At 60.5% G+C, this 24,628-nt stretch carries 17 protein-coding genes; 9 read left to right on the top strand and 8 right to left on the bottom strand.

Annotated features, from left to right (window positions below):
- Positions 1–16: 16 nt before the first annotated feature.
- Both IPK17_RS26500 and IPK17_RS26495 read right to left on the bottom strand, forming a co-directional pair.
- Positions 17–826, bottom strand: coding sequence for an SDR family NAD(P)-dependent oxidoreductase (locus IPK17_RS26500; RefSeq protein ID WP_343420701.1), 810 nt, complete (start codon positions 824–826; stop codon positions 17–19).
- Between the two features lie 21 nt (positions 827–847).
- A complete protein-coding gene (locus tag IPK17_RS26495) occupies positions 848–2,686 on the bottom strand; it encodes an ArnT family glycosyltransferase (protein WP_343420700.1) in 1,839 nt (612 codons plus the stop codon).
- Positions 2,687–2,832: 146 nt separating this feature from the next.
- Between IPK17_RS26495 and IPK17_RS26490 the strand changes: the two genes are divergently transcribed.
- Positions 2,833–3,315 (top strand): hypothetical protein, encoded by a 483-nt coding sequence (locus IPK17_RS26490; protein ID WP_343420699.1) that lies wholly within the window; start codon positions 2,833–2,835, stop codon positions 3,313–3,315.
- A gap of 13 nt (positions 3,316–3,328) precedes the next feature.
- Positions 3,329–5,236: a D-apionate lactonase family protein gene (locus IPK17_RS26485; RefSeq protein WP_343420698.1), complete on the top strand. Its 1,908-nt coding sequence runs from the start codon at positions 3,329–3,331 to the stop codon at positions 5,234–5,236.
- Positions 5,237–5,311: 75 nt separating this feature from the next.
- On the opposite strand, the gene IPK17_RS26480 is transcribed toward IPK17_RS26485, so the two are convergent.
- The 3 genes from IPK17_RS26480 to IPK17_RS26470 form a co-directional block, all read right to left on the bottom strand.
- Positions 5,312–7,105, bottom strand: a complete 1,794-nt coding sequence (locus tag IPK17_RS26480) for a glycoside hydrolase family 3 protein (protein WP_343420697.1) — start codon at positions 7,103–7,105, stop codon at positions 5,312–5,314.
- Positions 7,106–7,225: 120 nt separating this feature from the next.
- Positions 7,226–8,254 (bottom strand): asparaginase, encoded by a 1,029-nt coding sequence (ansA, locus tag IPK17_RS26475; protein ID WP_343420696.1) that lies wholly within the window; start codon positions 8,252–8,254, stop codon positions 7,226–7,228.
- On the bottom strand, positions 8,251–9,297 hold the full coding sequence (locus IPK17_RS26470) for a LacI family DNA-binding transcriptional regulator (protein WP_343420695.1): 1,047 nt from the start codon (positions 9,295–9,297) through the stop codon (positions 8,251–8,253). The genes ansA and IPK17_RS26470 overlap by 4 nt, the downstream gene beginning before the upstream one ends.
- Before the next feature lie 260 nt (positions 9,298–9,557).
- On the opposite strand from IPK17_RS26470, the gene IPK17_RS26465 reads away from it, so the two are divergent.
- The 6 genes from IPK17_RS26465 (at position 9,558) to IPK17_RS26440 (ending at position 16,915) form a co-directional block, all read left to right on the top strand.
- Positions 9,558–10,631, top strand: a complete 1,074-nt coding sequence (locus tag IPK17_RS26465; protein ID WP_343420694.1) for a LacI family DNA-binding transcriptional regulator — start codon at positions 9,558–9,560, stop codon at positions 10,629–10,631.
- 56 nt (positions 10,632–10,687) lie between these two features.
- Positions 10,688–12,073: an ABC transporter substrate-binding protein gene (locus tag IPK17_RS26460; protein WP_343420693.1), complete on the top strand. Its 1,386-nt coding sequence runs from the start codon at positions 10,688–10,690 to the stop codon at positions 12,071–12,073.
- 144 nt (positions 12,074–12,217) lie between these two features.
- Positions 12,218–13,186 carry a carbohydrate ABC transporter permease gene (locus IPK17_RS26455; protein ID WP_343420692.1) on the top strand — a complete coding sequence of 323 codons (969 nt, stop codon included), beginning with the start codon at positions 12,218–12,220 and terminating at the stop codon, positions 13,184–13,186.
- 62 nt (positions 13,187–13,248) lie between these two features.
- Positions 13,249–14,274, top strand: a complete 1,026-nt coding sequence (locus tag IPK17_RS26450) for a carbohydrate ABC transporter permease (RefSeq protein ID WP_343420691.1) — start codon at positions 13,249–13,251, stop codon at positions 14,272–14,274.
- 1 nt (position 14,275) lies between these two features.
- Positions 14,276–15,610: a hypothetical protein gene (locus IPK17_RS26445; protein WP_343420690.1), complete on the top strand. Its 1,335-nt coding sequence runs from the start codon at positions 14,276–14,278 to the stop codon at positions 15,608–15,610.
- 87 nt (positions 15,611–15,697) lie between these two features.
- Positions 15,698–16,915 (top strand): mannosyltransferase family protein, encoded by a 1,218-nt coding sequence (locus IPK17_RS26440; RefSeq protein WP_343420689.1) that lies wholly within the window; start codon positions 15,698–15,700, stop codon positions 16,913–16,915.
- Between the two features lie 223 nt (positions 16,916–17,138).
- On the opposite strand, the gene IPK17_RS26435 is transcribed toward IPK17_RS26440, so the two are convergent.
- From IPK17_RS26435 to IPK17_RS26425, 3 genes are all read right to left on the bottom strand, one after another.
- Positions 17,139–18,038: a hypothetical protein gene (locus IPK17_RS26435; RefSeq protein ID WP_343420688.1), complete on the bottom strand. Its 900-nt coding sequence runs from the start codon at positions 18,036–18,038 to the stop codon at positions 17,139–17,141.
- On the bottom strand, positions 18,039–20,543 hold the full coding sequence (locus IPK17_RS26430) for a glycoside hydrolase family 9 protein (RefSeq protein WP_343420687.1): 2,505 nt from the start codon (positions 20,541–20,543) through the stop codon (positions 18,039–18,041). It lies immediately after the preceding gene.
- 70 nt (positions 20,544–20,613) lie between these two features.
- Entirely contained in the window at positions 20,614–23,049 is a 2,436-nt protein-coding gene (locus IPK17_RS26425; RefSeq protein WP_343420686.1) for a glycoside hydrolase family 94 protein, read from the bottom strand.
- Positions 23,050–23,299: 250 nt separating this feature from the next.
- Between IPK17_RS26425 and IPK17_RS26420 the strand changes: the two genes are divergently transcribed.
- The gene (locus tag IPK17_RS26420) at positions 23,300–24,619 is read left to right on the top strand and encodes a glycosyltransferase 87 family protein (RefSeq protein ID WP_343420685.1); all 1,320 of its coding nucleotides are present in this window, start codon (positions 23,300–23,302) and stop codon (positions 24,617–24,619) included.
- Positions 24,620–24,628 lie beyond the last annotated feature (9 nt).

Raw genomic sequence — 24,628 nt, 5'->3', positions numbered from 1 at the left:
CCGCACCGCCGACGCCTCAGGCGTAATCCTGCTTATCGGGCAGCGTGGGGTGATCATCGGGCAGTGGGCTGCGCAGCGACCAGCCGCCGTCCACGACCAGATTGTGCCCGTTGATCTGTCGCGCTTCCGGCGAGGCAAGGAACAACGCCGCCGCGACGACATCCTCGACGTAGCCGACGCGCCCGGTCACGGTGACCTCCGCCCAGTTGCGCTCATAGTCGGGGTCTTCGCGCACCACGCGCTCGGTCAGCGTCGCGCCGGGCGTGATCGCATTCACGGTGATGCCGTAGCCGCCTAACTCCAACGCCAGCGATTTCGCCAACATTTGAATCGCGGCTTTGGTCAGGCTGTAAATGCTGAAGTTGGGGAAAGCCACCTGCCCGACAATCGACGAGGTGAGCAGGATGCGTCCCGGTCGCCCCGCCGTGATCATCTGTTTAGCGGCGGCTTGCGCGGTGAAATACGTGCCGCGCAGGTTGACGGCCAGCAGGCGGTCGAATACCTCAGGTGTGGCTTCGAGGAAGGGCATGTAGCGCGTGATACCCGCGTTCGCCAAGACAATATCCAGGCCGCCGCGCTGCTGGGCAAAGGCGTCGATGAGCGCGGCATTGGCGGTCACGTCGCCGACATCGCCGGGGTAGGCGGTCACGCGCGGCGCGCCAACTTCCTGATTGATCGCGGTTGCGGCGTTCTCCGCGAGCGCGGCATCGTAATCGTTGAGCGCGACGTAGGCGCCCGCCAGCGCGAACGCCCGGCAGACGCCATAGCCAATTCCCTGACCCGCACCCGTAATAAAGACACTTTTACCTTCAAACTGTCCCATCATTTGGCCTCTGTGCTGCAAACCTCAGTGTGTGCGCCGATAGATTACAGCAGTCGAGAGGGCATCGTCAAAATCTACGGCGATGTCGTAGTGCGCGCTGAACCACCCGGATGCGAGCAGCGGCGCGAACGTCTGATCGTAGGAGACGGGATACGCCGGGTCGACGATCACATATTTGGGTGCAAAAGCTGCCCAGACCGCTTCCGCGTTTGGAAAACGGGCGGCATTTTCCGGCGACAGGTAATCGGCCAGCAAGTGGCTGGCAAAGGGATAGTCGTTCAGCCAGAAATAGTAGTAGAGGTCGCCTGCGACCGAATACTCGACCGGGACATGATCGAGCATCCACTCGACGGCGATAGGCGTGGTCGGCTGAATCCGTTCGCGGTTGAGCACCGCTTCCACCGGACGGGTGGCGGTCATGCCCAGAATGGGAATCAGGATCATGGTGAAGCTGACGAGCTGGCCGCGTTTGAACGGCAGCCCGGCGTGCACTTCACCGGGCTGCACTGAGAGGGCGCCGATAATGAGCCCATAGATCGGGGTGAGCGGAATCAACCCGTAGATCAATTGGTCGTCGACGAGCAGCGCCAGCAGTCCGTGACCGATCAGCAGCGTCGTGAGCAGCTGCGTATCGCGCAGGTGCCGCCGCCGCGCCGCCGCAATGACGCTGATGGTGAGGAGCAGCAGCTCAAACACGGAGGCAAGGCCGATGCTGACGATGCTCCCGGCAAACGTGAGTGCCCAGTCGACGGGATCGCGGTCAGCGCTCAAGAGACGCGCCCAGACGCTGTTCCAGCCCGCCATGTCGTTGGCGAGAGCTTGCACCACCAGCACAACCGAAGCGCTGATTAGCAAGCCGCTGGCATACCAGAGCGCGTTCGCATCCCAGCGGCGGCGCTGAACCATGCCCGGTACGTACAACCCGACGAGCAGCGCCGCGCCATAGGCCGCCGCGTGATAATCGGCGTAGATCCCTAAGCCGATCATTAGACCAGCGAGCACGTGCAGCGGGCGCGCACCGCGTTTGATGGCTTCGGTGTACAGCCAGAGCGAGCACGCGACCACGACGGCCAGTCCGACATCATGGCGAATGCGCGCCGCTGCGGCTAAAACCGCGCTGGCAAACAGCGTCACCGTGGTCATGAGGGCGACGCGCATCCCGTAGAGGTTGCGTGCGGCCGCGCCGCTGAAGATGATGACCGGGAAGATGAGCAGGAAGCTCAGCACGCGCCCCTGCCACAAGCCGATGCCGAACAGGTCGATCCACGCGGCATGCAGCCAAAAGAAGCGCGGGAACACGTGGTAAGCGTCGCCAAAACCCAACAGCGTGGGGTCGCCATAGCGCCCGGTCTTGAGCCAGTACGCTGACCAGGCGGTCATCCACGGCTCGTCTTGAATATCGACAGCCGGATAAGTCGCCAAGCCATACAGCCGGATCAACGTCAGCAGAATCAGCACGATTAGTGTGCCCAGATACCACAACTGACGGTTCCGGGGTGGGCTGGCTGTGTCAAACAGCGACTGGTAGATCACGCCGCTGGTGAAGACGAAGGTCAACAAGGTGTGCGTTTGCAGCAAGTGCGCGTTGGGGTCGGGCGGAACGGGCACCAAGGCGAGGATCAGCAAGCCGACGGTTGTGGCCGTTGTGTAGAGATTGTGGGCAGTGTCGCCCAGGAGCAGCGGCACAGGGTCGAAGGCCCGCCAGAGAGCGAACAATGCCGACGCAAACGCCACGACGATGCTGATCGACAGTCTGAGGCGCAGATCCACCGGGCTGGTATTCAGCGCGAACAGGAGGTGACCCATTAAGGTCGCATTGAGGGCGATGATGCCCACCCATACGATTGGTCGAAAACGCTGCAAAGGCGGGTACTCCTCAGGTAGGCACGCGACAGTGCTGGCCGCCAGGTGATTGACGTCGGACGGCGCAAGTGTATAACTGATCCGGCGGAAAAGAAAAATGATCCGCGGCGCGCTCACACCACCGGGTAAGCGTAGGTATCCGGACTTTGAGGATCGGACTGCTTGGACTTGATCATCAGGTAATCGGAGTGTTCCTCAAAGATCACGACATGCGTCTCGTTGACCGGGAAAATGATACCTTCCTGCGGGCCGAGCTTGAACTCGTCCCGCGCGCCCGTCGCTACATCGATGGTCTTGACTGTCGCGCTGCCGCTGACCAGACAGAAGAATACGAGCGTCTCTTTGTGCTAGTGCTGACCCATGGCCGCGCCGGGGTTCATCGTGCCGCCGACAATCGATTCCCACGTGCCCTGATTCAAAATCTCGTGGAGCGTACCACGGGCGTCCGTGCGAGTGAAAGTTGGCTTGAGGATCTCATGCGTCAGGGCAGCGGTCTACCTTCGGGTTATGGACAGGGTCAGGTGCGCCGTCCATTGCAGCGCGAGTGCCGGGTAATTCGTCAATCGCACGGTCGATTCGTCCATGCTCGCGCGGGAACGCGCTATACTCCTGCGCGAGAGACTTGTTGACAGGAGAAGTTACATGCTGCCGGTTATTTACGATGGCACGGGGCAAGCGCAGGCCGAACGCTTCACGCTTAGGGCGGGCAAACTGAGTCTAGTGTATGAGGCGGGGCTGATCCGGTACGTCAGCGCGGGCAATCGTGAGATTTTGCGCGGCGTGTATGCGGCCGTGCGCGACCAGAATTGGGACACGATTCCCGGTGTGCTGCGTGATGTGAGCGTCGACGCGCAAGCGGATTCGTTCCACGTGCGCTTCACGAGCGAACATCAGCAGGGCGAACTGCATTTCGTGTGGCACGGCGAGATCGTCGGGACTGCGGACAGCACAATCCGCTTCACATTTGCTGGCACGGCCCAGTCGACTTTGCAGACCAACCGGACCGGGTTCTGCATTCTGCATCCGATGACGCTGGGCGGGCAAGCCTGCGTGATCGAACATGCCGACGGTTCCATTGAAACGGGTGTGTTCCCCGATAAAGTTGCGCCGGTGCCGCCGTACAGCAACATTCGCACGATCCGCCATGCAGTGCTGCCGGGCGTCGACGCGGAAGTCCGCATGGAAGGCGACCTGTATGAACTGGAAGATCAGCGCAACTGGAGCGACGCCTCATACAAGACTTACTGCACGCTCCATCAGCAGCCGCAGCCGGTCACGCTGGTCGCTGGGGCGACGATCAACCAGAGTGTCACGATTCGGCTGCTCGGCGACCCGGCGGATGTGCCACTGGTCAAGCAGGGGAACATCCTCACGATCAACCCGGCGCAGCGCCTGAAGATCCCGTTCATCGGGTTGGGCATGGCATCCCATGACGAACCGCTGACCGAACGCGAATACGAACGCCTCGCCGCGTTGTATCTCGGTCACTTCCGCCACGAGCTGTATTTCACCGACGACATGGAGGATCGCCTGTATGAGGCGGTTGAAGATGCGAATGTGCTGGAAATCGACCTTGAAGTGGGCGCACACTTCGGCGAAAACCTGCGCGCGGAACTGGCGCGGCTGAACAAAGCGCTTGAAGATCTCGACCACGGCGACCTCTATATTCTGGTGCGGCGGCACGGCGAAGGGGCAACTAACCCGGAAACGTTCAAGCTGGTGCAGGAAGCACTTGACGACCTGCAGAGCGTGTTTCTGGTCGCGGGCACGGACGACAATTTTGAGACTTTGAACGTCGAACGCTGGCCAGCGGGACTGGCGGAACGCGCGTGGTACACCTCAACGCCGCAGGTGCACGCCTTCGACAACTCGACCATGATCGAGACGTTCCCGGCGATGGCGAGCGTGGCGGCATTCGCCCGCGAGATCACAGGCGCGGCGGTTATGGTCAGCCCGATCACGCTCAAGCCGCGGTGGGATCGCGCGGTGGTGCGCGAGATGCTGGCCGCGGGCAAGCTGCCCGGAGATGTTGACGTGCGGCAAACGTCGCTGTTCGGCGCGGGCTGGGTCGTCGGCGTGATCGGCGCGCTGGCGCGGGGCGGCGCGGAGAGCGCGACCTTCTTCGAGACGACCGGGGTCTACGGCGTAATGGAGAGCGACTACGGCACACCCTTCGCTGACCAATTCCCATCGCATCCGGGCCGGGTGTACCCGATGTGGCATGTATTCGCGGATGTGGGCGAATTTATGGAGGGGCGCGTGCTGGCCAGTGACTCGAGTCAGCCGCTGGTGTTCAATGGGCTGGCGCTGCGTGAAGGCTCACGCTATCGCGTGCTCGTCGCCAATCACACGGTGGAGCCGCAGGCGGTGACTATCATCGGGTTGGATGGTCGCTGGTCGTTGAAAGCGCTCGATGAAACGACCGCCGAGTCCGCGCTGAGCGATCCCGAAGGGTACCGTGACAGCGCCGGACAGGTCGTCGAGGCGGAAGATGGTCGCCTGGTAATCGAACTGCGACCCTATGCCATCGCGCGGTTGGATAAGGTGTAGAGGGGGTCAGAGTGGGGCGAAATTGGTCGGGCGCACATGCCCCAAACGGCACACATCGCTGCCCCTACTCGACTTTCAGGCTTTGTACTCGCTGGCGGTTGTCAGACCGTAGCCAAACGGGAACAGCGGCCCATCCGGGTGACTCAGCAGCGTCTTGCGCGGCAGTTGATCGGCGCTGCGCAGCCATGTATAGCCAAGCTTGCCCGTGATCGGCGTATCCCCGAACAGCGCGTCGACCACACCGTGCGCTTCGGAACCGGGGAGCCATGCCGCAACCACCGCGTCGGCGACATCGAGGATCGTGTTGATAATGAGCGGGCGACCGGAGAGCAGGACGACCACCAACTGGTCGACTTCGGAACGCACGCGCTGCACGACAGCGATATCGACGGGATCGAGCGTCAGGTCGCCGTTATCGCCCCAGCCTTCGGCGTAGGGCGTCTCGCCGATCACGACGAGGCCGACCTGCGCGCGGCGGGCGAACTCGCCCGTGTCGCTGAACTGCACGCTGCCATCGACGGCCGCCTGCACCCCTTCGAGGATGCTCGTGCCGATGGTCGACTTGCCGAGCTTCCCCTGCCATTCAATCGTCCAGCCGCCGCACTGCAGGCCGATGTTGTCCGCGCCACGTCCGGCGACCGCAACATGCGCGCCCTTTGAGATCGGCAGCACGCCATCGTTCTTGAGCAGCACCATCGACTTCTGCGCCGCCGTGCGGGCGATGGCGCGGTGCGCCGCCGATCCGAACGTCTCCATCAATTCGGGGCGACCGAGCGGGTGCTCGAAGATGCCGAGCCAGTACTTCGCGCGTAAAATCCGGCGCACGGCATCGTCAATGCGCTCCATGCTCACATCGCCCACCTCGACCGCTTTGGTCAGCGCGGCGATGAAATTACGGAAGTCGTACGGCACCATGATCATATCGACGCCCGCATTGACCGATTCGACGACGCAGGTGTAGAAATCTTCACTGATCTGGTAAATCGCCGCCCAGTCGGAGATGAGGAAGCCGCCGAAGCCGAGTTCGCCCTTCAGCACGTCCGTCAGCCAGTAGTGGTGGGCGTGCATCTTGAGCCCGTGGTAGCTGTTGAACGACACCATGATGTTGACTGCGCCCGCCGCAATCGCCTTGATGTACGGCGCGAGGTGGATGGCACGGAAGGTCGCTTCGTCGTCGCGTGCGTCGCCTTGATCGATGCTGTAGGTATCTTTTGGTGCCTGCCAGTCATTCGCGACCCAGTCCGGCTTGATCGACGTGCCCCACGTCGTGCCACCGTCGCCGATGTAATGCTTGACGGACGCCATGACGCGCGCCGCCGGATCCTGCAGTCCTTGTAAGTAAGCAATCGCGAGTTCGCTCACGACCCCGGTGTCTTCGCTGTAGCCTTCGTAAGCGCGACCCCAGCGGTAATCCTGGGGGACAGAGACCGCGGGGGCGAAATTCCAGTGTACGCCCACGGCCAGCAGTTCACGCGCTGTCGCCTGCCCGATCTGCCGGATGATATCGGGGTCGCGGGTTGCGCCGAGGCCGACATTGTGCGGGAAAATGGTCGCGCCATAGGCATTCGAGTGGCCGTGCACCGCGTCTACGCCGTAGATCAGGGGAATGCGTAGGCGCGTGGTCAGCGCGGCTTCGAGATAGCCGTGCACCATATCGCGCCACGTCGCGGCGGAGTTCGGATCGGGGTTGCCGCCGCCGCCGCTCAAAATCGAGCCGATGAAGTATTCGGCGGCTTCGGCGGGTGTGATGCTGTTCTTCTCGATCTGCGTCATCTGCCCGATCTTTTCGGCCAGCGTCATCTGCGCAAGCAGACCGTCGATGTCATGTTCTCGGTTGAAGTGCGTGGCAAGAGATGTGGACTGAACCATGCTGTTCCTTTGCGGTATAACGGATCTGTTCCGGGTAGCACACGCAGGTGCGTGATCGGCGTGCATGCGGGACGATAATCAAGCAGAAGTGTACGAACGCCGACATTGTACACCACACGATCAACGTTTGGGCGGGGTGAGCTCGCCCCGGAGACTCATTTCCATCAGCGTTCGCACGGTATTTCCCTCATAGCCGAGCCCAAACAACGTGTACAGCTTGGTCAGCGCGGATTCGGCGGTCATGTCATAGCCATTGATCACACCGCAGGCTTTGAGCGCGCTCCCGGTCGCATACGCATCGAGATCGACGGTACCGTAGAGACATTGGGTGCAGCTCACCACGACCACGCCGCGATTCACCGCCGCTTTGATCGCGTCAAGAAATGCCTGATCTTTGTCGGGGGCATTGCCTGCGCCGAACGTTTCCAGAATCACGCCTTGAATCGGCGGCTGGAGCAGGTTTTTGACCACGTCCACCGAAATGCCGGGGAACAGGCGAATCTGCCCGACCTGCGGCTGCGAGGTCAACCGCGCGAAGCGAAATGGTTCGGCGGGGTGGGGCAGTACATGTGTCGGGTCGATACTGGTGTCCACGCCCACCGTACCGAGCGGCGGATAATTGGGTGAATCGAAAGCGTTGAAGCCGCTGGCGTTGACTTTCACTGTGCGGTTGCCACGAAACAACTTCGTGTTGAAGTACAGGCAGACCTCGGGAATCGCGTAGCTGCTGGCGATGAGCAGTGAATCGATCAGGTTGGGGCGCGCGTCATTGCGCATTTCGACCAGCGGAATTTGCGAGCCAGTGACGATCACCGTTTTGCCGAGATTCTGCAGGAGGAACGAGAGCGCCGACGCCGTGTAGGCCATCGTGTCGGTGCCGTGCAGCACGACAAAACCGTCGTATTGATCGTAGTGGTCGGTGATGTCCTGCGCGATCTCGACCCAATCGGCGGGCGTCATGTTGGAGGAGTCGAGCAGGGGCGTGTACTCGTGAATGACGAACCGCGGCATGCGCTCGTCCTGTAGTTCCGGCATCGCCTCCATCTGCTGGCGTAGGTAACCTGCAGCGGGTTGGTAGCCGCTCGGCGTTTTGACCATGCCGATCGTGCCGCCAACATAGGCGATATAGACCGACTTCGCGCTGGTCATCGCTGAACTCGCACGAGGGGGCGGACGGTTTCACGCGGGATGAGCGTCGTTCCGATCAGCGTGGTGAGTGGTGCGCGATCCGGCGTTTCCGCGCGGTCACGTAGGAAGCGCACGGCCAGTTTCCCCATCAGGATCTTGTCGACGCGCATTGTCGTGATCGCCGGGCTGAACTGCGTGGCGAGGTCGATGTCGTCGAAGCCGATGACCGAGAGTTCGTGGGGCACATCGCGCCCCGTATGCCGCGCCGCCAGCATGACGCCGACCGCGACCTCATCGTTACACGCGAAGATTGCCGTGATCTCCGGCGCGCGCTGGAGTAGGGCGCAGGCCGCCTCATAGGCACTGTCGCGGTTGAGCTCGCTGTCTTCGATGTACACATCCGGAATGCGGTGATGCTTGAGCGCGCGGAGATAACCTTTGCGGCGCTCACGAATGCTCGGGTAGGCGTCGGCGGAACTGCCGACGAGCCCGATCTTGGTGTGCCCCTGTTTGATCAGATATTTGACGGCCGTGTACGCGCCGGTGATGTTGTCGGTCACCACGCTGTCAAAGCGACTGCCGGGCGCATAGGCATCGACCAGTACGACCGGGATCTCGAATTTGCGCCCGATCTGGTGAATAGTGTCTTCGAGGAACGTGCCGACCATCAGCACGCCATCGACCTGATTGTCGAGCAGCATCGGCGGCAGGTTAACCGGGCGACTCACTTTGTCCACGCTGATGTTCGCCATCATCAGGCTGAGGTTGTAGCGCTGGCATTCGCGTTCAATGCCCGCCAACACGTACGAATAGAACGGGTTGATCGTCATGGTCACGCCGTCGTCGACTTTCCCGATAGCGCCGACGACGGACAAACTCGGCGTGACGACCGGGGCAGCCGTGCGCACCTGCATGCGATAACCCAGCGCAGCGGCGGCTTCAATTACGCGCGTACGCGCTTCATCGGAAACGTTCCCACGATTGTTCAAGGCGTTCGACGCAGTGCCCAGCGAGACTCCGGCGAGTTTGGCGACATCACGTAAGGTGGGTTTTTCGCTGAACATTCTGCATTTCCCTAACAAGGCGGGGTAAAACCAATTATCTGCGCACTTTATGCTTCTATCTTACCGCGTTATGAAAAATGAACAAGATTGAACAATACCCGACTTGTACATTGAACAAGTTCAGGTTAAAATGAAATTCGTGGTGAACAAACCCGATCAAAATTGGGGTCTTGCATTTTGGGAACGTTCTCAGTTATACTGGGCGAAATTGAACAATACTGAACTTTGTAGCAACTAATCGCATTGTTCTAGGAAAAGCCATGTCCGGGCGAATTAGTATTCACGACATCGCCAAAGCCGCAGACGTTTCGCGCTCGACCGTATCCCGAGTTGTCAATCACGATGTGAATGTCAGCCCGGAGACCCGTGCTCGGGTGCTCGAAGTCATCGAACGCCTGCAATACACCCCGAATCACGCGGCGCGCGCCCTCGTTAAGCAGCGTTCGCAGGTGATCGGCGTCGTGATGCCCGGTACCGCGAATGTTTTCTTCGGGGATAACTCGTATTTCCCCATGCTCCTGCAAGGGATTGTCGAAGCGGGCAATCACCACGACCAGAATTTACTGCTGTGTCTCGGTAATGTGGGCGAACCGCGCGAACACTTCAGCCAGCGGATTTTGCGCAATCGCATTGGCGATGGCTACATCATCGCGTCGATTGAAAACGACGATCCGCTGATTGATCACCTTGTGCAATCTGCACCAAATTTTGTCATGGTCGAACGCCCACAGCGGTACGCCGATGTCATCAGTTCGGTGACGGTCGATAACGTGCACGCGGGGCAGGTCGCGACCGAACACCTGATCAGCCTCGGCTACAAGCGGATTGCGCACATCAGCGGGCAGTTGAGCATCGCTGACGGTCAGGATCGGTTGGAAGGGTATCGTAGGGCGCTCGCCGTGGCGAACATCCCCTACGACCCGGATCTCGTCTATGTGTCGCAGTTTACGTATGAGGCGGGTGTCGAAGCGATGCGGGCGCTGCTGCACCATCAGCCGGACGCCGTGTTCGCTGCCTGCGATGCTTCGGCGCGCGGTGCGATTGCCGCCGTCCAGCAGGCTGGGCTGCGCGTACCCGAAGACATCGGCATCGTCGGCTTTGACGATCTCGATGTGGCGACCAAGACAACCCCACACCTCACGACCATTCAGCAGCCGGTTCAGCAGAAGGGCGCTGCCGCCGTTGAGCTCCTGCTCGACCTGATCAGCGGTAAGAAAGTCAGCCCCCAGCAAATCGTGCTCCCTTCCAAGCTCGTCATCCGCGAATCCTGCGGTGCGAAGATACGTAAGGCAATATCGGCAAAGGAGGTGCAGTCCCCATCGGTATTCACCTAACCCTTATCCGTTCAATTGCGTTTCAAGCTTTTGTATATGCTAGAGGGAAATTCACAATGTCCAAGAAGCTTTTTGTCGTTATGCTGCTGGCCCTCCTGCTCGTCGGAGCAGTGATGCCCGCCGCGGCTCAGGAACCCGTTACGATTACGTGGTTCGTCGGTTTGGGTACTGGTACGAATTCGGAACAGATCGAAGTTCAGAATCAGGTCGTGGCGGACTTCAATGCGTCGCACGATGACATCGAACTGGTGATCAACATCGCCGCCAGCAACGAAACCTCGCGCGACACCCTCAGCACCCTCATTGCTGCGGGCACCCCGCCGGATATCGTTGGCCCCGTCGGCGTTGCCGGTTCCAACTCGTTTGCCGATCAGTGGGCGACGAACATCGATCAGTTGGCGGCGGATGCTGGTTTCGACACCACCGTGTTTGACCCCGCGTTGATCGACCTGTACCGCACCCCCGAAGGCACGCTGAGCGGTCTGCCGTTCGCCGTGTATCCCGCCGTCACGTACTACAACATCGACCTGTTCGACGAAGCTGGCCTGAACTACCCGCCGGCCGAATTCGGCGCGCCGTATGTGATGCCCGATGGCACCGAAGTCGCGTGGGACTACAACACCGTTGCCGAAATCGCCAAGATTCTGACGGTGGACGCCAATGGTAACGACGCGACGATGGAAGGTTTCGACCCCGCCGCGATTGAACAGTACGGCATGAACTTCCAGTGGGCGCGTCTCCGCCTGATCTGGACGAACCTGCAGCCGTCCGACCAGTACTACAATGCGGAAACCAACAGCATCAGCGTTCCGGAAGAATGGACGCAGGCGACGCAGTGGTATTGGGACCGGATTTGGGCCGACCACACCGCGCCGAACGCTACCGCCGCGGCCAGTGAAGTTCTGCAGCCCAGCGGTTTCGCCTCGGGCAACCTCGGTATGGCGATTGTGCCCCTGTGGTACACCTGCTGCCTCGACAACTCGGTTGGCAACTTCACGTGGGATATCGCCCCGGTTCCGGCCTCGTTTGACGGCGAACAGCACGTCGCGATGGATGCCGACACGTTCCGTCTGGTCGCCGCCTCGGCGCACCCCGCGGAAGCTTTCGAAGTTCTGCGTTACCTCGTGACCGACGCCGCCCCGGCGCTCGCCAGCGTGTACGGTGCCTTCCCGGCGCTGCCCGCGGCTCAGCCGACCTGGGTTGAAACCATCAGCGCTCGTTACCCGATGGGCGTGAACTGGGACGTCGCGGCTGCCAGCCTCGCGTACTCGAACCCCGGCCCGATGCACCACGAATCGAACGTCCCGAACTACACGGCCGTCTATGACCGTGAATTCGCCCTCCTGTCGCTGATCGAAGGCGATACGGGTGCGGACATGGACATCGCCGCTGAACTCGAAACGTTCGCGACGGACGCGACCGCTATCGTTCAGGGTCAGTAAGCACCACTTCGTACTACCTTGGGGGAGGGAGCAATCCCTCTCCCAGTCTGTGTAATTGATCCAACTTGCTCGCAATAATGCTTATAACCTGTTTAAAACTACTTAGATTTATCAACCCGCTCAGGCAGTGTTGGAGAACAACTAATGGCAACAACTAATCAATCGATTTCAGCATCGCCAGTCGGGTTGTCGACGGCGCGCAAGAAATCAGGCGGACTCGAACGCCAGCAGCGCGTGTGGGGCTGGATTTTCCTCTCCCCGTGGATCGTCGGTTTCCTGCTGTTCACCGCTATCCCCATCATCGTCTCGCTTTTCTTCACCTTCACCGACTTTACGCTGACGAGTTCCGAACCGATGCGGTTTGTCGGCTTGGAGAACTGGCAGCGGTTGTTCACCGACCCGATTGCCATGACGGCGCTCGGCGTGACCCTGCGCTTCGCCTTGATCGCGGTACCGTTCGGCATCATCATCCCCTTAGGGATGGCCGCACTGCTCAACACCAAGAGCCTGTGGGGCAAAACCTTCTGGCGGCCGCTGTTCTACATGCCGTACGTTGTCCCCGCGATTTCCAGCATCTTTGTGTGGCAGAGCTTCCTCAACGGCGATACCGGCTGGCTGAACCGTCTGCTGCGTGATTTTCTCGGCGTGGTCGAACCGCCGAACTGGGTGCAGGATGCGAACTGGATTTTGCCGGCGTTCATGCTGGTCGGCGTGTGGGGCGTCGGTAACGCGATGCTGACCATGCTGGCGACGATGCAGGGCGTGCCGACCGAACTCTACGAAGCGGCTGACGTGGACGGCGCGAATCCGCTGGTTAAGTTCCTGCGCATCACGCTGCCGATGATTTCCCCGGTCATTCTGTACAATCTGGTGTTGAGCGTCATCGGTTTGATGCAGTACTTCACGGTACCGTATGTCATGACGCGTGGTACGGGCAATCCTGGTAACTCAGCGCTGTTCTTCAACATGTATCTGTATAAGACAGCCTTCCAGAATGCCAACATGGGCTACGGCGCGACTCAGGCCTGGTTCATCTTTATCATCGCCCTGGTTTTGACGGTGGTGCTCTTCGGGACTTCAAACCGTTGGGTGTACTACGCGAGTGGAGACTAATACAAATGGCTGCGGTAACCTATTCCAAATCGGTAAACACATCCCCCTGGTATAGTTTCCAGTTGAAGAAATTTGGCGTGGGCGCGCTGATCTTCCTGATCGCCTGCTCGGTCGCCTTCATCTACCTGCTGCCGTTCGGTCAAATGCTGACGACTGCGTTCAAGAGCGCGGAACAAATCGTCGGCAACACCGATGGCCTCATCTTCCCGATGTCTCCGCGCACCTTCACCTATGAAGGCGAAGCGTATCCGATTGTCAAAGTGCCGGATGAAAACGGCGTCATGCGTGAATTGGCACTGGTCGACAAGGGGCGCCAGAGCAGCGGTTTCATTGACCCGGCGAATCCCGATGGTGGGATCATCGAATGGCAGGGCAGTTGGCGCACGCTGGAAACGGTCTATGAACTGATCCCGCATCCGGAGAATTTCCCGGAAGCGTGGGATCTGATCGACTTCCCGCGCGTGTTCTTCAACACAGCGTTCATCGCCATTACCGGGATGATCGGCACGCTGCTGTCGAGCATCTGCGTGGCTTACGCCTTCGCGCGCTTCCCCATCCCCGGCAAGAACATCTACTTCATCATCCTGATTGGGACGATCATTCTGCCCGGGCAGGTGACGCTCATCCCGACGTATGCCTTCTTCGCCAGCATCGGCTGGACGGGCTCGTGGCTGCCGCTCATCATCCCGCACTTCTTCTCGAATGCCTATAACGTCTTCCTGCTGCGCCAGTTCTTCCTCACGCTGCCGCGCGAACTCGACGAAGCCGCGATGATCGACGGTGCTGGCCCGTTCCGCATCCTGCGCAGCGTGATCATCCCGCAGTCGTGGCCGGCGATCCTTTCGGTTGGTCTGTTCCACTTCATCTTCGCGTGGAATGACTACTTTGGCCCGCTGCTCTACACGCTCGGTAAGTCGGACCTGTGGCCGATTTCGATTGCGGTGCAGCAGTTCAACTTCCAGTACGGCCCACGTCCGGAGCTCATTCAGGCGACCTCGCTCATGGCGATGGTGCTGCCCCTGCTGATCTTCGTGTTCGCGCAGAAGGTCTTCATGCGCGGCGTGGTCGTGACGGGCGTCGAAAAGTAACATGCGCCGACTGTTCCTCCTGTTAGTTCTCCTCCTGTGCGGCGTGCAGATCGCCGCCGCGCAGGACGGGGCGGATTTGCAGGTCGATGCATCCGCCTCCCGCGGCCCGATCAGCCCGTACGTGTACGGCTCCAACATGAACCTGTACAGCATCATCCCGCAGAGTTTGATGGATGAAGCCCAGATGATGGGCATCAACTTCATGCGCTTTGGCGGCGGCGACACCGATCGTATGGACATGCGCACGACGATCATGGATCTGTTTGTGCTGCAAATGCGCCAGTTGGGCGCGGAGCCGCTGTGGAGCGTTCGGCTGCTCGACGGCACGCCCGAAGCCGCCGCGGAATGGGTGCGTTACGCCAATATCGAAAAAGGCTACAACATCCGCTACTGGAGCATCGGCAACGAACCGAATCTGTTCGTCGCGCTGATGGGCGCGGAGACCTACACGGTCGACGACCTGAGTACCCAGTGGCGCGCAATTGCCGAAGCCATGCTGGAAGTCGATCCGACGATTCAGTTCGTTGGGCCGGATATCACGCAGTACGTGCCGCTGAGCATCGACGGCAATAATATCACCTTTGACTTGCGCAGCGGTACGCCGTTAGACGCCGAAGGCAATGACTGGCTGATCCCGTTCCTCGAAGCAAACGGCGATCTGCTGGCGTATGTCGGTCTGCATCGCTATCCGTGGCCGGGCAATGGCGGCGGTGATGGCGCGACCATCGACGGTCTGCGCACGCAGCCGCAGGAATGGGATGTCGTCATCCCGAACCTGCGCACGATCATCCGCAATGCGGCGGGGCGTGACATTCCGATTGCGATTGCGGAGATCAACTCGAATTCGGCGAACAGCGTCGGCGGCCCCGCCAGCCTTGACTCGCACTTCAACGCCCTCTGGTTGGCCGATACGCTCGGTCGGATGATCAACAACCAAGTTGAAATGGTCACCTACTGGGACATGCAGGGCGGTGCCGGACGTGGGTGGGGCCTGTTGAGCAGCTACAACGTGCGCCCGACTGGCTATACGTATATGATGTACGCCCGCTTCGGCACAGAACTGCTGGCCGCGCAGTCCAACGACCCGCTGGTGACTGTGTACGCAGCGCAGCGGGACGACGGCGCGGTGACGGTGATGGTCGTGAACCTCGGCGACGACGAAGCGACCAAGACGCTCTCGGTCAGCGGGTTTGCGGCGGGTGCAGAGGCGGAAGTCTGGCGCTTTGATCAGGACACGGACGCCGAGCAAATTGAGTCGGTGGCTTTCAGCGACGGTATGAGCGTGACCGTCCCCGGTCAGTCGCTGACGCTGTACGTCATTCCACCTGCGAACTAAATCTCAAGTCAACCGGGCGGGGTTCGCCTCGCCCGGCGCGGGACACCTTTCCTCACCGCTTTTGTACCTGGAGCACTACACAACATTATGAATCGGCGCACGTTACGCACCATCGTATTGATCTGGTTGGTTTGGAGCATCGTGCTGATTGGCTATATGCAGATCGTGCAGATGCGCTATGAGCCAGACCGCCCGGATACGTCGCTGCAATGGACGGGCGATTGGACGAACCGCAACAGTCAGCGCGGCAAAGACTACTTGCTCGAACCGTTCCTCAATACCCAGGTCTCGTGGGACAGCGAGTATTATCTGTCGGTTGCGACGGTCGGCTATGATGATCCTGAGATCGCCTTGGTCGAAACGCCGCACGGTGATTACAGCACGAGCTATGCCTTCTTCCCCCTCTACCCGATACTGATCAAAGCGGTGCGCCTGCCGTTTGCGCTGCTCGGCATGACGCCGATTGCTGCGTCAGTCGCCGCCGGGGTGCTCATCTCGCTGCTCGGCACGCTGGCGGGCATGATCGCACTCTACGACATCGTGCGCGAGGAACTCGGCGAGCAGGGCGGGCTGCGGACGATCTTCTACCTGCTGATCTTCCCGACCTCGATGTTCTTCGCGGTGGTCTACACCGAAGGGTTATTCATTGGCTTGGCGTTCGGCAGCCTAGCGCTGATGCGGCGCAAACAATTTGTGCTGGCAGCAGTTTTGGCCGCGTTGGCGACGTGGACGCGCTCGATTGGCGCGGTGCTCGTGCTGCCCATGCTGATCGCGTGGGTGTTGGCCTACCGGCAAACGGCGGAGTCACTGGACAAGCGGAAGCTGTTGTTTCAACTCCCGGTGCTGGCACTTCCGGTTATCGCCTATGGATTATGGCGGTTAGTCTACGGTGTGCAGTTCGATGCCGTTGAGGAATTCTGGTTTGGCAACCGCCTGCTCGATATCCCGCTCACGCTGCAATTTTGGGGCGGCATCCTCGAACGGGCACAGACCAATGAGCAAACATTGGTCGTGGTCGCGCTGCAAATTGTTGCGACGTTCCTGTGTCTTGTCAGCATTGTTGTCTGCCTGCGCCGTTACCCGGAGCTCGCGGTGTTCGGTTTCCTCGCGCTGCTCGTGCCCTTCACGGCGGGTGGGACGAGCACACAAAGCACGCTGCGCTATGTGCTGGTCGTGCCGACGCTGTGGGTGATGCTTGGCCGTTGGGGACGCAGCACGAGCTTCGACCGCGGGTGGACGGTCGCCAGCGTGCTGCTGCTGGCGATGCAGGCGTACCTGTTCAGCTACGATATGTGGGTGGCGTAAAAGAAAGCCTCACCCCCAACCCCTCTCCCACGGGAGAGGGGAGACTATTGATTTGTGTTGGGGCTAGGTTTGCTGATAGCTCAGTAGAATGACATGCAGGCTAGGAGCAGCGGACGCCCCGTTGGGCGTCCCTACAAGCTACATTCGTTTCGTAGGGACGCAATTCATTGCGTCCGCCGGTTGGTAGTCCTGACACCACCCGTGAGAATGGGCCAGCAGCGGCTTAAGCATTCACGACGGGCAGCACGCAGCGATCAATTGCATCGTCGCTGGCGACTTCCGGCACATCTTTGACCAGCGTCCAGCGTTCGACGTGTTCGACGCTGGCGGTTGGTGCTAACGTGACGAGCGGGCTGAGCGTCTCCAGCTCCAGCATAAAGTCATTCGCGAAGACCTCAACATTGCTGCCCAAATCCGGGTAGACCGCGTCGGCTGCATACTCAAATTGCTTAATGAACAGGTGATCGGCATTGGTATAGGCGATCCACCCGCTCGGCACGGCTGCGCCCAGCTTAAGCGGCGTCGAAACGTTGGGATTGTGAGCAATGCGGATGTATTTGCGCCCAAAGCCGAAGCGCGGATCGGAGAGATCGACGTACGGCCAGATAGCCAGCGTCGCCGTGGGCAGCAGATCTTCAGGGTGCGAACCGCGTGGTGGCAGCGGAATCACTGCCGTACCACTCGGATTCATTACCGAGAGCGCCCAGACCGCCAGTTCGACGCCCCACAGGTTGTGGTTGATGAGGCGATGCGTCAGCTGGACGCGGTTTGAGGCGGGCGTGAGCCGGACGTCGATCTGCTTCTCGATTCCCGCCGCGTCGGTTGGCTGGATGATGCGCACGAAGTCGCCGTGATCCTCGACGCTGATCGGCGCGTTGTCCGGCACGGTCGTACGTCCGGCAGCTTCCGGCGCATGCCACAGGCGATGCCCCCCGTACAACTGCCACGCTGACCGATCCGCCGGGAGGGCCAGCGGATCGGCTTGATAGAACTCATTGCGGTCGCCGATGAAGCCGAAGTGGATGATGCGCGGCCCCACGTCTCCGGTGATGATCAATTCCAGTACGCCATTGGCGAGACGATAGCAGTTCAGCCCACTGTAGTTCAGCCGCTCAATATACATCTAGTCTTCTCGCAGCTGCAGATAGGCGGCCACCCACACCAGCGGTGCATTCCAGTTGATCGTCACTTCGTTGGTTGACCACGAGCCGATGACGTCGAGGTAGCGTTTCGCCGCGCCGACCGTGTTCAGGTTGGCCGCCAGCGCATCGGGATCGCTCGGATTTCCATTTGGTCCGCCGGCGACGACGCCAGGCGGCGGCGCGGGAAACTCACCTTGATTCGCCCAGAAACGGTGATGCGGATGCTGGAGCGACCGCACGCCGTAGCCGGAGATGAAACTGAAGCCAAGCGCGTTGCGCCCGAGCAGATAATCCATGCTCTCGGTCACGCCGTGCAGGTAGCGCGCTTCACCGGTGAAATCGTGCGCCAGCGCCAGAATGATCGCGTTGTTGAGCACATCGGAATTCGAGCCCCACGCATAGCCATTGGCGCCGAGCGACACGCGATAGCCTTCACCCTCGATGACGCTCAGGTAGCGGTCGGCCGTCTGCAAGATTTGCCCGCGCAGCGTGACGATCTCATTCGTGGTGAGCTGATTCGGCACCATCGCCAGCGAGATCGTGCCGAGCGCCGCCGTACTGCCCCACGTCATCGATGACGCGCCGCCGCTCGCCGTGGGAAAGGCACTGTAGTAGGGCGAGGTGCGGATGAACTGGCGATATTGGGCTTCCCCGGTCGTGATAAACAGTTCCGCCGCTGCCCAGTAGAACTCGTCGCTGACGTCGGTGTCGTCGTAGTTGCCACCGCCCGCGCCGGGGACGTTACCCGCGAGCATGATCGGGTTGTCGTTAGCGGCCTGCCACGCGGTCTGGGCGACGCTGAGGCAGCGTGCCGAAAATTCCGCGTCAAGGTCGCGCCAGATGCGCGCGCACTGCGCGGCGGTTGCGGCCACGTTCAACGTTGCGGCAGTCGACGGCGGGAACAGGTAACGTCCGCCGCTGGCATTGGCGAAGGCGCTGTTGTTGTCGTACTCGGTTGGTGGCATGAAGGGGATGCCGGACCATTCGCGGTCGTGCAGCTTGTGATGCACCATGCCCGCCAGCGGCTGACCCTCTGGCACTTGCATAGCCATGAGGAATTCCATCTCCCAGCGCGCCTCATCGAGCAGATCGGACACGCCGCTGCCGCTCTCCGGGATGTTCAGCGATTGATCGGGGAAGGCGTTCGGCAAGCGTTCGTACAGGTTGAGCAGTGTCCACAGCGAGATGCCGCCGTTGACGACATACTTGCCGTAGTCGCCCGCGTCATACCACCCACCGCGCCCGTTGAGCGTGTAATCGCAGCCATCCCACTGAACACCCTGCGGATCGGTACCGCGCCAGCAGGTGACTGCATCATCCGTCAGGTGTCCGGCAGGGCGTGCCCAGAGGTCGCCCGCGTGCTCCGCATCCAGTTCGATGCCGCTGCGATTGAGATAGAAGTAGCGTGCTGCATCAAACGGGAGCTGGGTGTACAGTTCATCTGCGACGATCTGGAACGGTTCGCTGGTCGTGGTGTCGATCGTGAGGACATACGTGCCCGGCGTCGTCACTGCTGAGAAATCGACCGTTTGCACATAGTCGCCGGAGGCGGCATCCAGACGACCGGGGGAGGTGAATCCGGCGGCGACCTGTTCGTCCGTGTCGACATTGCGCAGCACCCAGACTGTGCCGTTTGTGCCGGGGCCGGCGAACATCGCGAATTTAGGGGCGCTGGCGTAATAGCCGATCTGGTTCAGACTCACATAGCGCTGCGGCGCGACCACAACAGGTTCGGGGCGTTCACTTGCCATAGGGATATCCGTTCTGCCTACTTCGAAAAAGAGCCCACTGCCAAACAGGCTGGGGTTGTTATATGAGTTGTCGTTCGTATCGGCCAATGACCAAATCAGCTTGACGTTGCGATCCTGCTCAGTCGCGCCGTTCATGTGCGCCTGAAAGCCGATTTCGCGACCATGTTCCGGCGTGAAATACGCACTGAGGGGCACGGCGGCTTCGATGCCGTAACCCGTTTCGGTCGCGAAGACGAATGCCTGCACCTGACTGGCCGCGCTGTTCGATCCGGTCACCCTGATGGCGGTTGGGTCGGTGTTGCCGATGTCACCCGGATTGAGGTTGATTTGGAACATGCCGCTGCCATAGACCTCGGCATAGCGGTCATCGGAGAGGTTGAGGTAAAACTCCAGCGAATCCTCGTTCCAGTAGTTCGCCTCGTGCTGCCCGGTGATGATGTTGTCATCGACGGTCGTCATACCGATGTAGAAGTTCTCCGCATCCGCGGCGACTGCAAAGGTGAACGACGCATTTTGCAGTGGATCCGGGGAGGTTTGCGTGCCGCGGTCGACCGTGACTTGCGGTACGCCCGCCCAATCGTCGAGATTCCCATCCAGAGTGATCGCCACCGGAAAGGCGATATACACGACTTCGCCCGTGATTTCGGCGGGAGCGAGCGCATCTTGAGCGGTGAGCGGTGCGCTCAGCGTGAGGCTGAGCAACAGAAAAACGAGCATAATCAAAGCGCGTTTCATTCAATCGACTCCAGAAATAGTTTTCGAAGCGGTGGGGCAGGCACGCCGCGCGTCCCTGCCCACACTCTATTTAGTTCAGCGTCACCGAGACCTGGCACGCGGCGCGGTCGGTGATCAGTGGAATAATGCTGCCTTCGACGGGAGTGCCATCGACGGCGAGCGCGACGGTGTTGCCCGGCCCCGCACGGCGCACGGTGATATGATAGGTCACGCCGCGATACTTGCGTGTGGCGGTGAAACCTGACCACGCCGTCGGCACCACGGGCGCAATCTGCAAACCTTCAAATGTCGGGCGGATGCCGAGAATCCATTGGGTGATGGCCGCATAGTTCCATGCCGCCGTCCCGGTCAGCCAGGAGTTCTTGGCTTCGCCGTGCGTCGGCGCGTCCTTCCCGGCGATCATCTGCGCGTAGACGTACGGTTCGCAGCGGTGCAGCTCGCTGATGGCTTCACGCGCCGACGGGTTGATGCGCGTGTAGTAGTCGTGCGCGTTGTTGCCGGAGCCAACAATTGCTTCCGCGATCATGATCCACGGGTTGGTGTGGCAGAAGATGCCCGCGTTCTCTTTGTAGCCGGGGGGATACGACGAAATCTCGCCGAGTTCGACATGGTAGGTCGCATAGGCGGGCTGCTGCAAGATGATGCCATGCGGCGTCGCGAGGCGGGCGCGCACCGAGTCGAGTGCTTGCGCGGCGCGGCCATCGTCCAACCCCATGCCCGCCATGATGCATATGCCCTGCGGTTCGATGAAGATTTGCCCTTCTGCGCACTCCGCCGAACCGACTTTTTCGCCGAAGTGGTTGTAAGCGCGCATGAACCACGCACCATCCCACCCGTGTTCCTTGACGACCTCATCCATTTTGACCGCAGAGTCGCGATAGCTGGCGGCGGTGTCCCCACGACCGAAGTGATCTTCAAGATCCGCCATCTCTTTGGCCGCAATGCCGTACAACCCGGCGATGAAGATCGATTCCGCGACCGCGCCGTCTTTGTTGGTGGTCGTCTGGAAAGATTCGCCCGGTTCTTCGGAGAAGGTGTTGAGGTTGAGGCAGTCGTTCCAGTCGGCGCGCCCGATGAGCGGCAGACCGTGCGGGCCGAGCCGATCCAGCGTGTACTGCATACTGCGGCGCATATGTTCGTAGAGCGGCTGCTCGGTGCCCGGCTGATTGTCAAATGGGACGGGTTCGTCGAGGATCGCCCAGTCGCCGCTCTCCTTGATGTAGGCGGCGACGCCGAGCACGAGCCACAGCGGGTCGTCGTTGAAGTTGCTGCCGACCGCGTTGTTGCCGCGCTTGGTGAGCGGTTGGTACTGGTGGTACGCGCCGCCATTCTCAAACTGCGTGGAGGCGATGTCGAGGATGCGTTCTTTCGCGCGTTCCGGGATCATGTGCACGAAGCCGAGCAGATCCTGATTCGAGTCACGGAAGCCCATGCCGCGCCCAATGCCGCTCTCGTAGCCGGACGCCGAGCGCGACATGTTGAACGTCACCATGCATTGATAGGCGTTCCAGATGTTGACCATGCGATTAGTATGTTCGTCGGGCGTTGACACTTGCAGCACGCCGAGCAGACCATCCCAGTACTGGCGCAGCGTCTCGAAGGCCGCGTCAATGTTCGCGCTGTCCAGATAATGCGCGATGATCGGTTTGACGGTCACCTTGTTGATGACGCCAGGCGCTTCAAATTTGGCGTCGCGGGGATTCTCCTGATAGCCGAGGATGAAATTGATCGACTGGGTTTCGCCCGGTGCGAGCTTGAGCTTGACGTGATGCGAACCAATCGGTGCCCAGCCATGCGCAACCGAGTTCTTCGATTCACCCGCCTCCACAACGAGCGGTTGGTCAAACCCGCGATACACGCCGAGGAATTCGTCGCGCGAGGTGTCAAATCCGGCCAGCGGGGCAGAGCAGGCGAAGTAGGCGAAATGATCGCGGCGTTCGCGGTATTCGGTCTTGTGGTAGATCACGCCGTTTTCGATTTCGACTTCGCCGATGCTGAAGTTGCGCTGGAAGTTGGTCATGTCGTCGTTGGCGTCCCACAGGCAGAACTCCACGAACGAGAACAACGACAGTTCCGCCGCCTTGACGCGGTGATTGGTCACCTTGACCTGCCACACTTCCAGGTTCGATCCCTGCGGCACGAAGTAGCGCACCTGCGCCGTCACGTCGCGGTAGGTCGATTGAATGGTGGTGTAGCCGATGCCATGACGGCAGGTGTAATCGTCAAGCGCGGTCAGCGTAGGCTGCCACGTCGGTGACCAGTATTCGCCCGTCGCGCTGTCACGCAGATACAGGTAGCGCCCGCCAATGTCACGCGGGGCATTGTTGTAGCGATAGCGAGTCAGGCGGCGGAGGCGGGCGTCGCGGTAAAACGAATAGCCACCCGCAGTGTTCGAGATGATGCCAAAGTAAGCTTCATTGCCAAGATAATTCAGCCACGGCAGAGGCGTATCCGGCCGGGTGATCACGTACTCACGCTGTTGGTCGTCAAAATAGCCAAAACGCATGTTTATAGTCCTTGGTGATTAGCTCAAATCACTATTGGGAACGTTTTCATAACTCATTTTGACTCGTTTCCTCCCTCATTGTCAACAATTTCAATTCCTGTTGCAGTAAACGTTTCAAGGGCGGTTGGGCAGACTGGATATAAGCAGTCGCTTAATCTCGGACGGGATCGCTGAGGTAAAAATCGGGAATTCGGGCATAATAAGCGCGGTTTAGTTTGCGCAAGCACGGTCATGTGCTTCAGGAGACGGTTTGGCTGCCTTACAACGCTCTCAACGTTCGCCGCGCTGGTGGCTGCCCGCGGTGGCCGTCGTCGTGCTCGCTTTTTTTGTTCGGCTGCCCACGCTTTCGACCATGGCCTTTGAGCCGGATTTGCGCCATTTCGCCGAGTGGATGCGCGTGATGGATATGCGCGGCTTGTGGGAGTTCTACAAGTCGTCGTACCGTTTCGACGAAACGGATCGCCTCTACCCGCCGCTGTCGACGCTGAGTTTTGCCGCCTTGATCGAAGTGAACGGTGGAACCGCGCCGAACCCGCGTTTTGCCATGCGTGATCCAAACTTCATCGTGCAGTTGAAAGTGTTTCCAGTCGCGTGTGAGCTGCTGCTGATCGGCGCAGTTGCGCTCTGGCTGAGTGACCGCCCGCGCCTGCGTTGGACAATTCCCATCGCCTTGGCGGTCGCGCCCGGCATCGTGGCGACGACGGGGTGGTGGGGTCAGTACGACGCGCCGTTCACGGCGTTCGTGGTGCTGGCGCTGCTTGCGCTCAACCGTGACCGTCCACTGTGGGCGTGGATTTTGTTTGCCATCGCCGCCTTGATCAAGCAGCCGGCGGCGGTCGTCGCGCCGATTCTGCTGGTCGTCACGTTCCGGCGCTACGGCTGGCGGCGCACGCTGATCAGCGGGGTAGTCAGCGCGGCGGTGTTCCTGTTGGTGACCCTGCCGTTCGCGTTGGAGAGCGGTTGGGAAGACGCGCTCGCGCCGTACTTGCACGCGAGCGACGCGTTCCCGTATTTCTCCAACAACGCCTACAATTTCTGGCACGCACTGGCGTCGATTGACAAGGGCGGGCTGATGCTGTTCCGTGAACCGGCGTACGCCGACGCGCAACTCTGGATCGGCGGCCTGTCGTACAAAGCTGCCGGGCTGATCCTATTCGGCACGTTCGTCCTGCTGATCATGGTGCTGTGCTGGCGTCAAGCCCACCAGAAGCGGGAATTCGTGTGGGCGGCGGCACTCTTCTACGGCTTCTTCATCCTACCGACGCAGGTGCACGAACGCTACCTGTTTCCCGCCGCCGTGCTGCTCATCATTGCCATTGCGCAGGATCGCCGGGTGCTTCCGGCGGCCATTGCTGCCAGCGTTACTTATGCTTACAACATTTTTGCCGTCACCAGCTTCGACGATTTGTCGCGTACTTTCCTCGCCCCTGCCAACTTTGCGCTCCCCATCGCCTTGCTCAACGTGGTGACGTTCGGTTTGCTCGTGCGTTGGGCGGTCGTTGACGGTGTCGAGCAGGCGGCTCCCTCACTGGCGGCTCCTGCCGCCGTCGCGTCTCCCCACGCGATCTAGAGGAATGAG

Source organism: Candidatus Flexifilum breve, assembly GCF_016713355.1.
This window is presented reverse-complemented; position numbering and strand designations above follow the sequence as displayed.

Coding starts and splice junctions, on each gene's coding strand:
- IPK17_RS26500 (WP_343420701.1), bottom strand. CDS start 826: ATGATGGGACAGTTTGAAGGTAAAAGTGTCTTTATTACGGGTGCGGGT.
- IPK17_RS26485 (WP_343420698.1), top strand. CDS start 3,329: ATGCTGCCGGTTATTTACGATGGCACGGGGCAAGCGCAGGCCGAACGC.
- IPK17_RS26480 (WP_343420697.1), bottom strand. CDS start 7,105: ATGGTTCAGTCCACATCTCTTGCCACGCACTTCAACCGAGAACATGAC.
- ansA (WP_343420696.1), bottom strand. CDS start 8,254: ATGACCAGCGCGAAGTCGGTCTATATCGCCTATGTTGGCGGCACGATC.
- IPK17_RS26470 (WP_343420695.1), bottom strand. CDS start 9,297: ATGTTCAGCGAAAAACCCACCTTACGTGATGTCGCCAAACTCGCCGGA.
- IPK17_RS26465 (WP_343420694.1), top strand. CDS start 9,558: ATGTCCGGGCGAATTAGTATTCACGACATCGCCAAAGCCGCAGACGTT.
- IPK17_RS26460 (WP_343420693.1), top strand. CDS start 10,688: ATGTCCAAGAAGCTTTTTGTCGTTATGCTGCTGGCCCTCCTGCTCGTC.
- IPK17_RS26455 (WP_343420692.1), top strand. CDS start 12,218: ATGGCAACAACTAATCAATCGATTTCAGCATCGCCAGTCGGGTTGTCG.
- IPK17_RS26445 (WP_343420690.1), top strand. CDS start 14,276: ATGCGCCGACTGTTCCTCCTGTTAGTTCTCCTCCTGTGCGGCGTGCAG.
- IPK17_RS26440 (WP_343420689.1), top strand. CDS start 15,698: ATGAATCGGCGCACGTTACGCACCATCGTATTGATCTGGTTGGTTTGG.
- IPK17_RS26435 (WP_343420688.1), bottom strand. CDS start 18,038: ATGTATATTGAGCGGCTGAACTACAGTGGGCTGAACTGCTATCGTCTC.
- IPK17_RS26430 (WP_343420687.1), bottom strand. CDS start 20,543: ATGAAACGCGCTTTGATTATGCTCGTTTTTCTGTTGCTCAGCCTCACG.
- IPK17_RS26425 (WP_343420686.1), bottom strand. CDS start 23,049: ATGCGTTTTGGCTATTTTGACGACCAACAGCGTGAGTACGTGATCACC.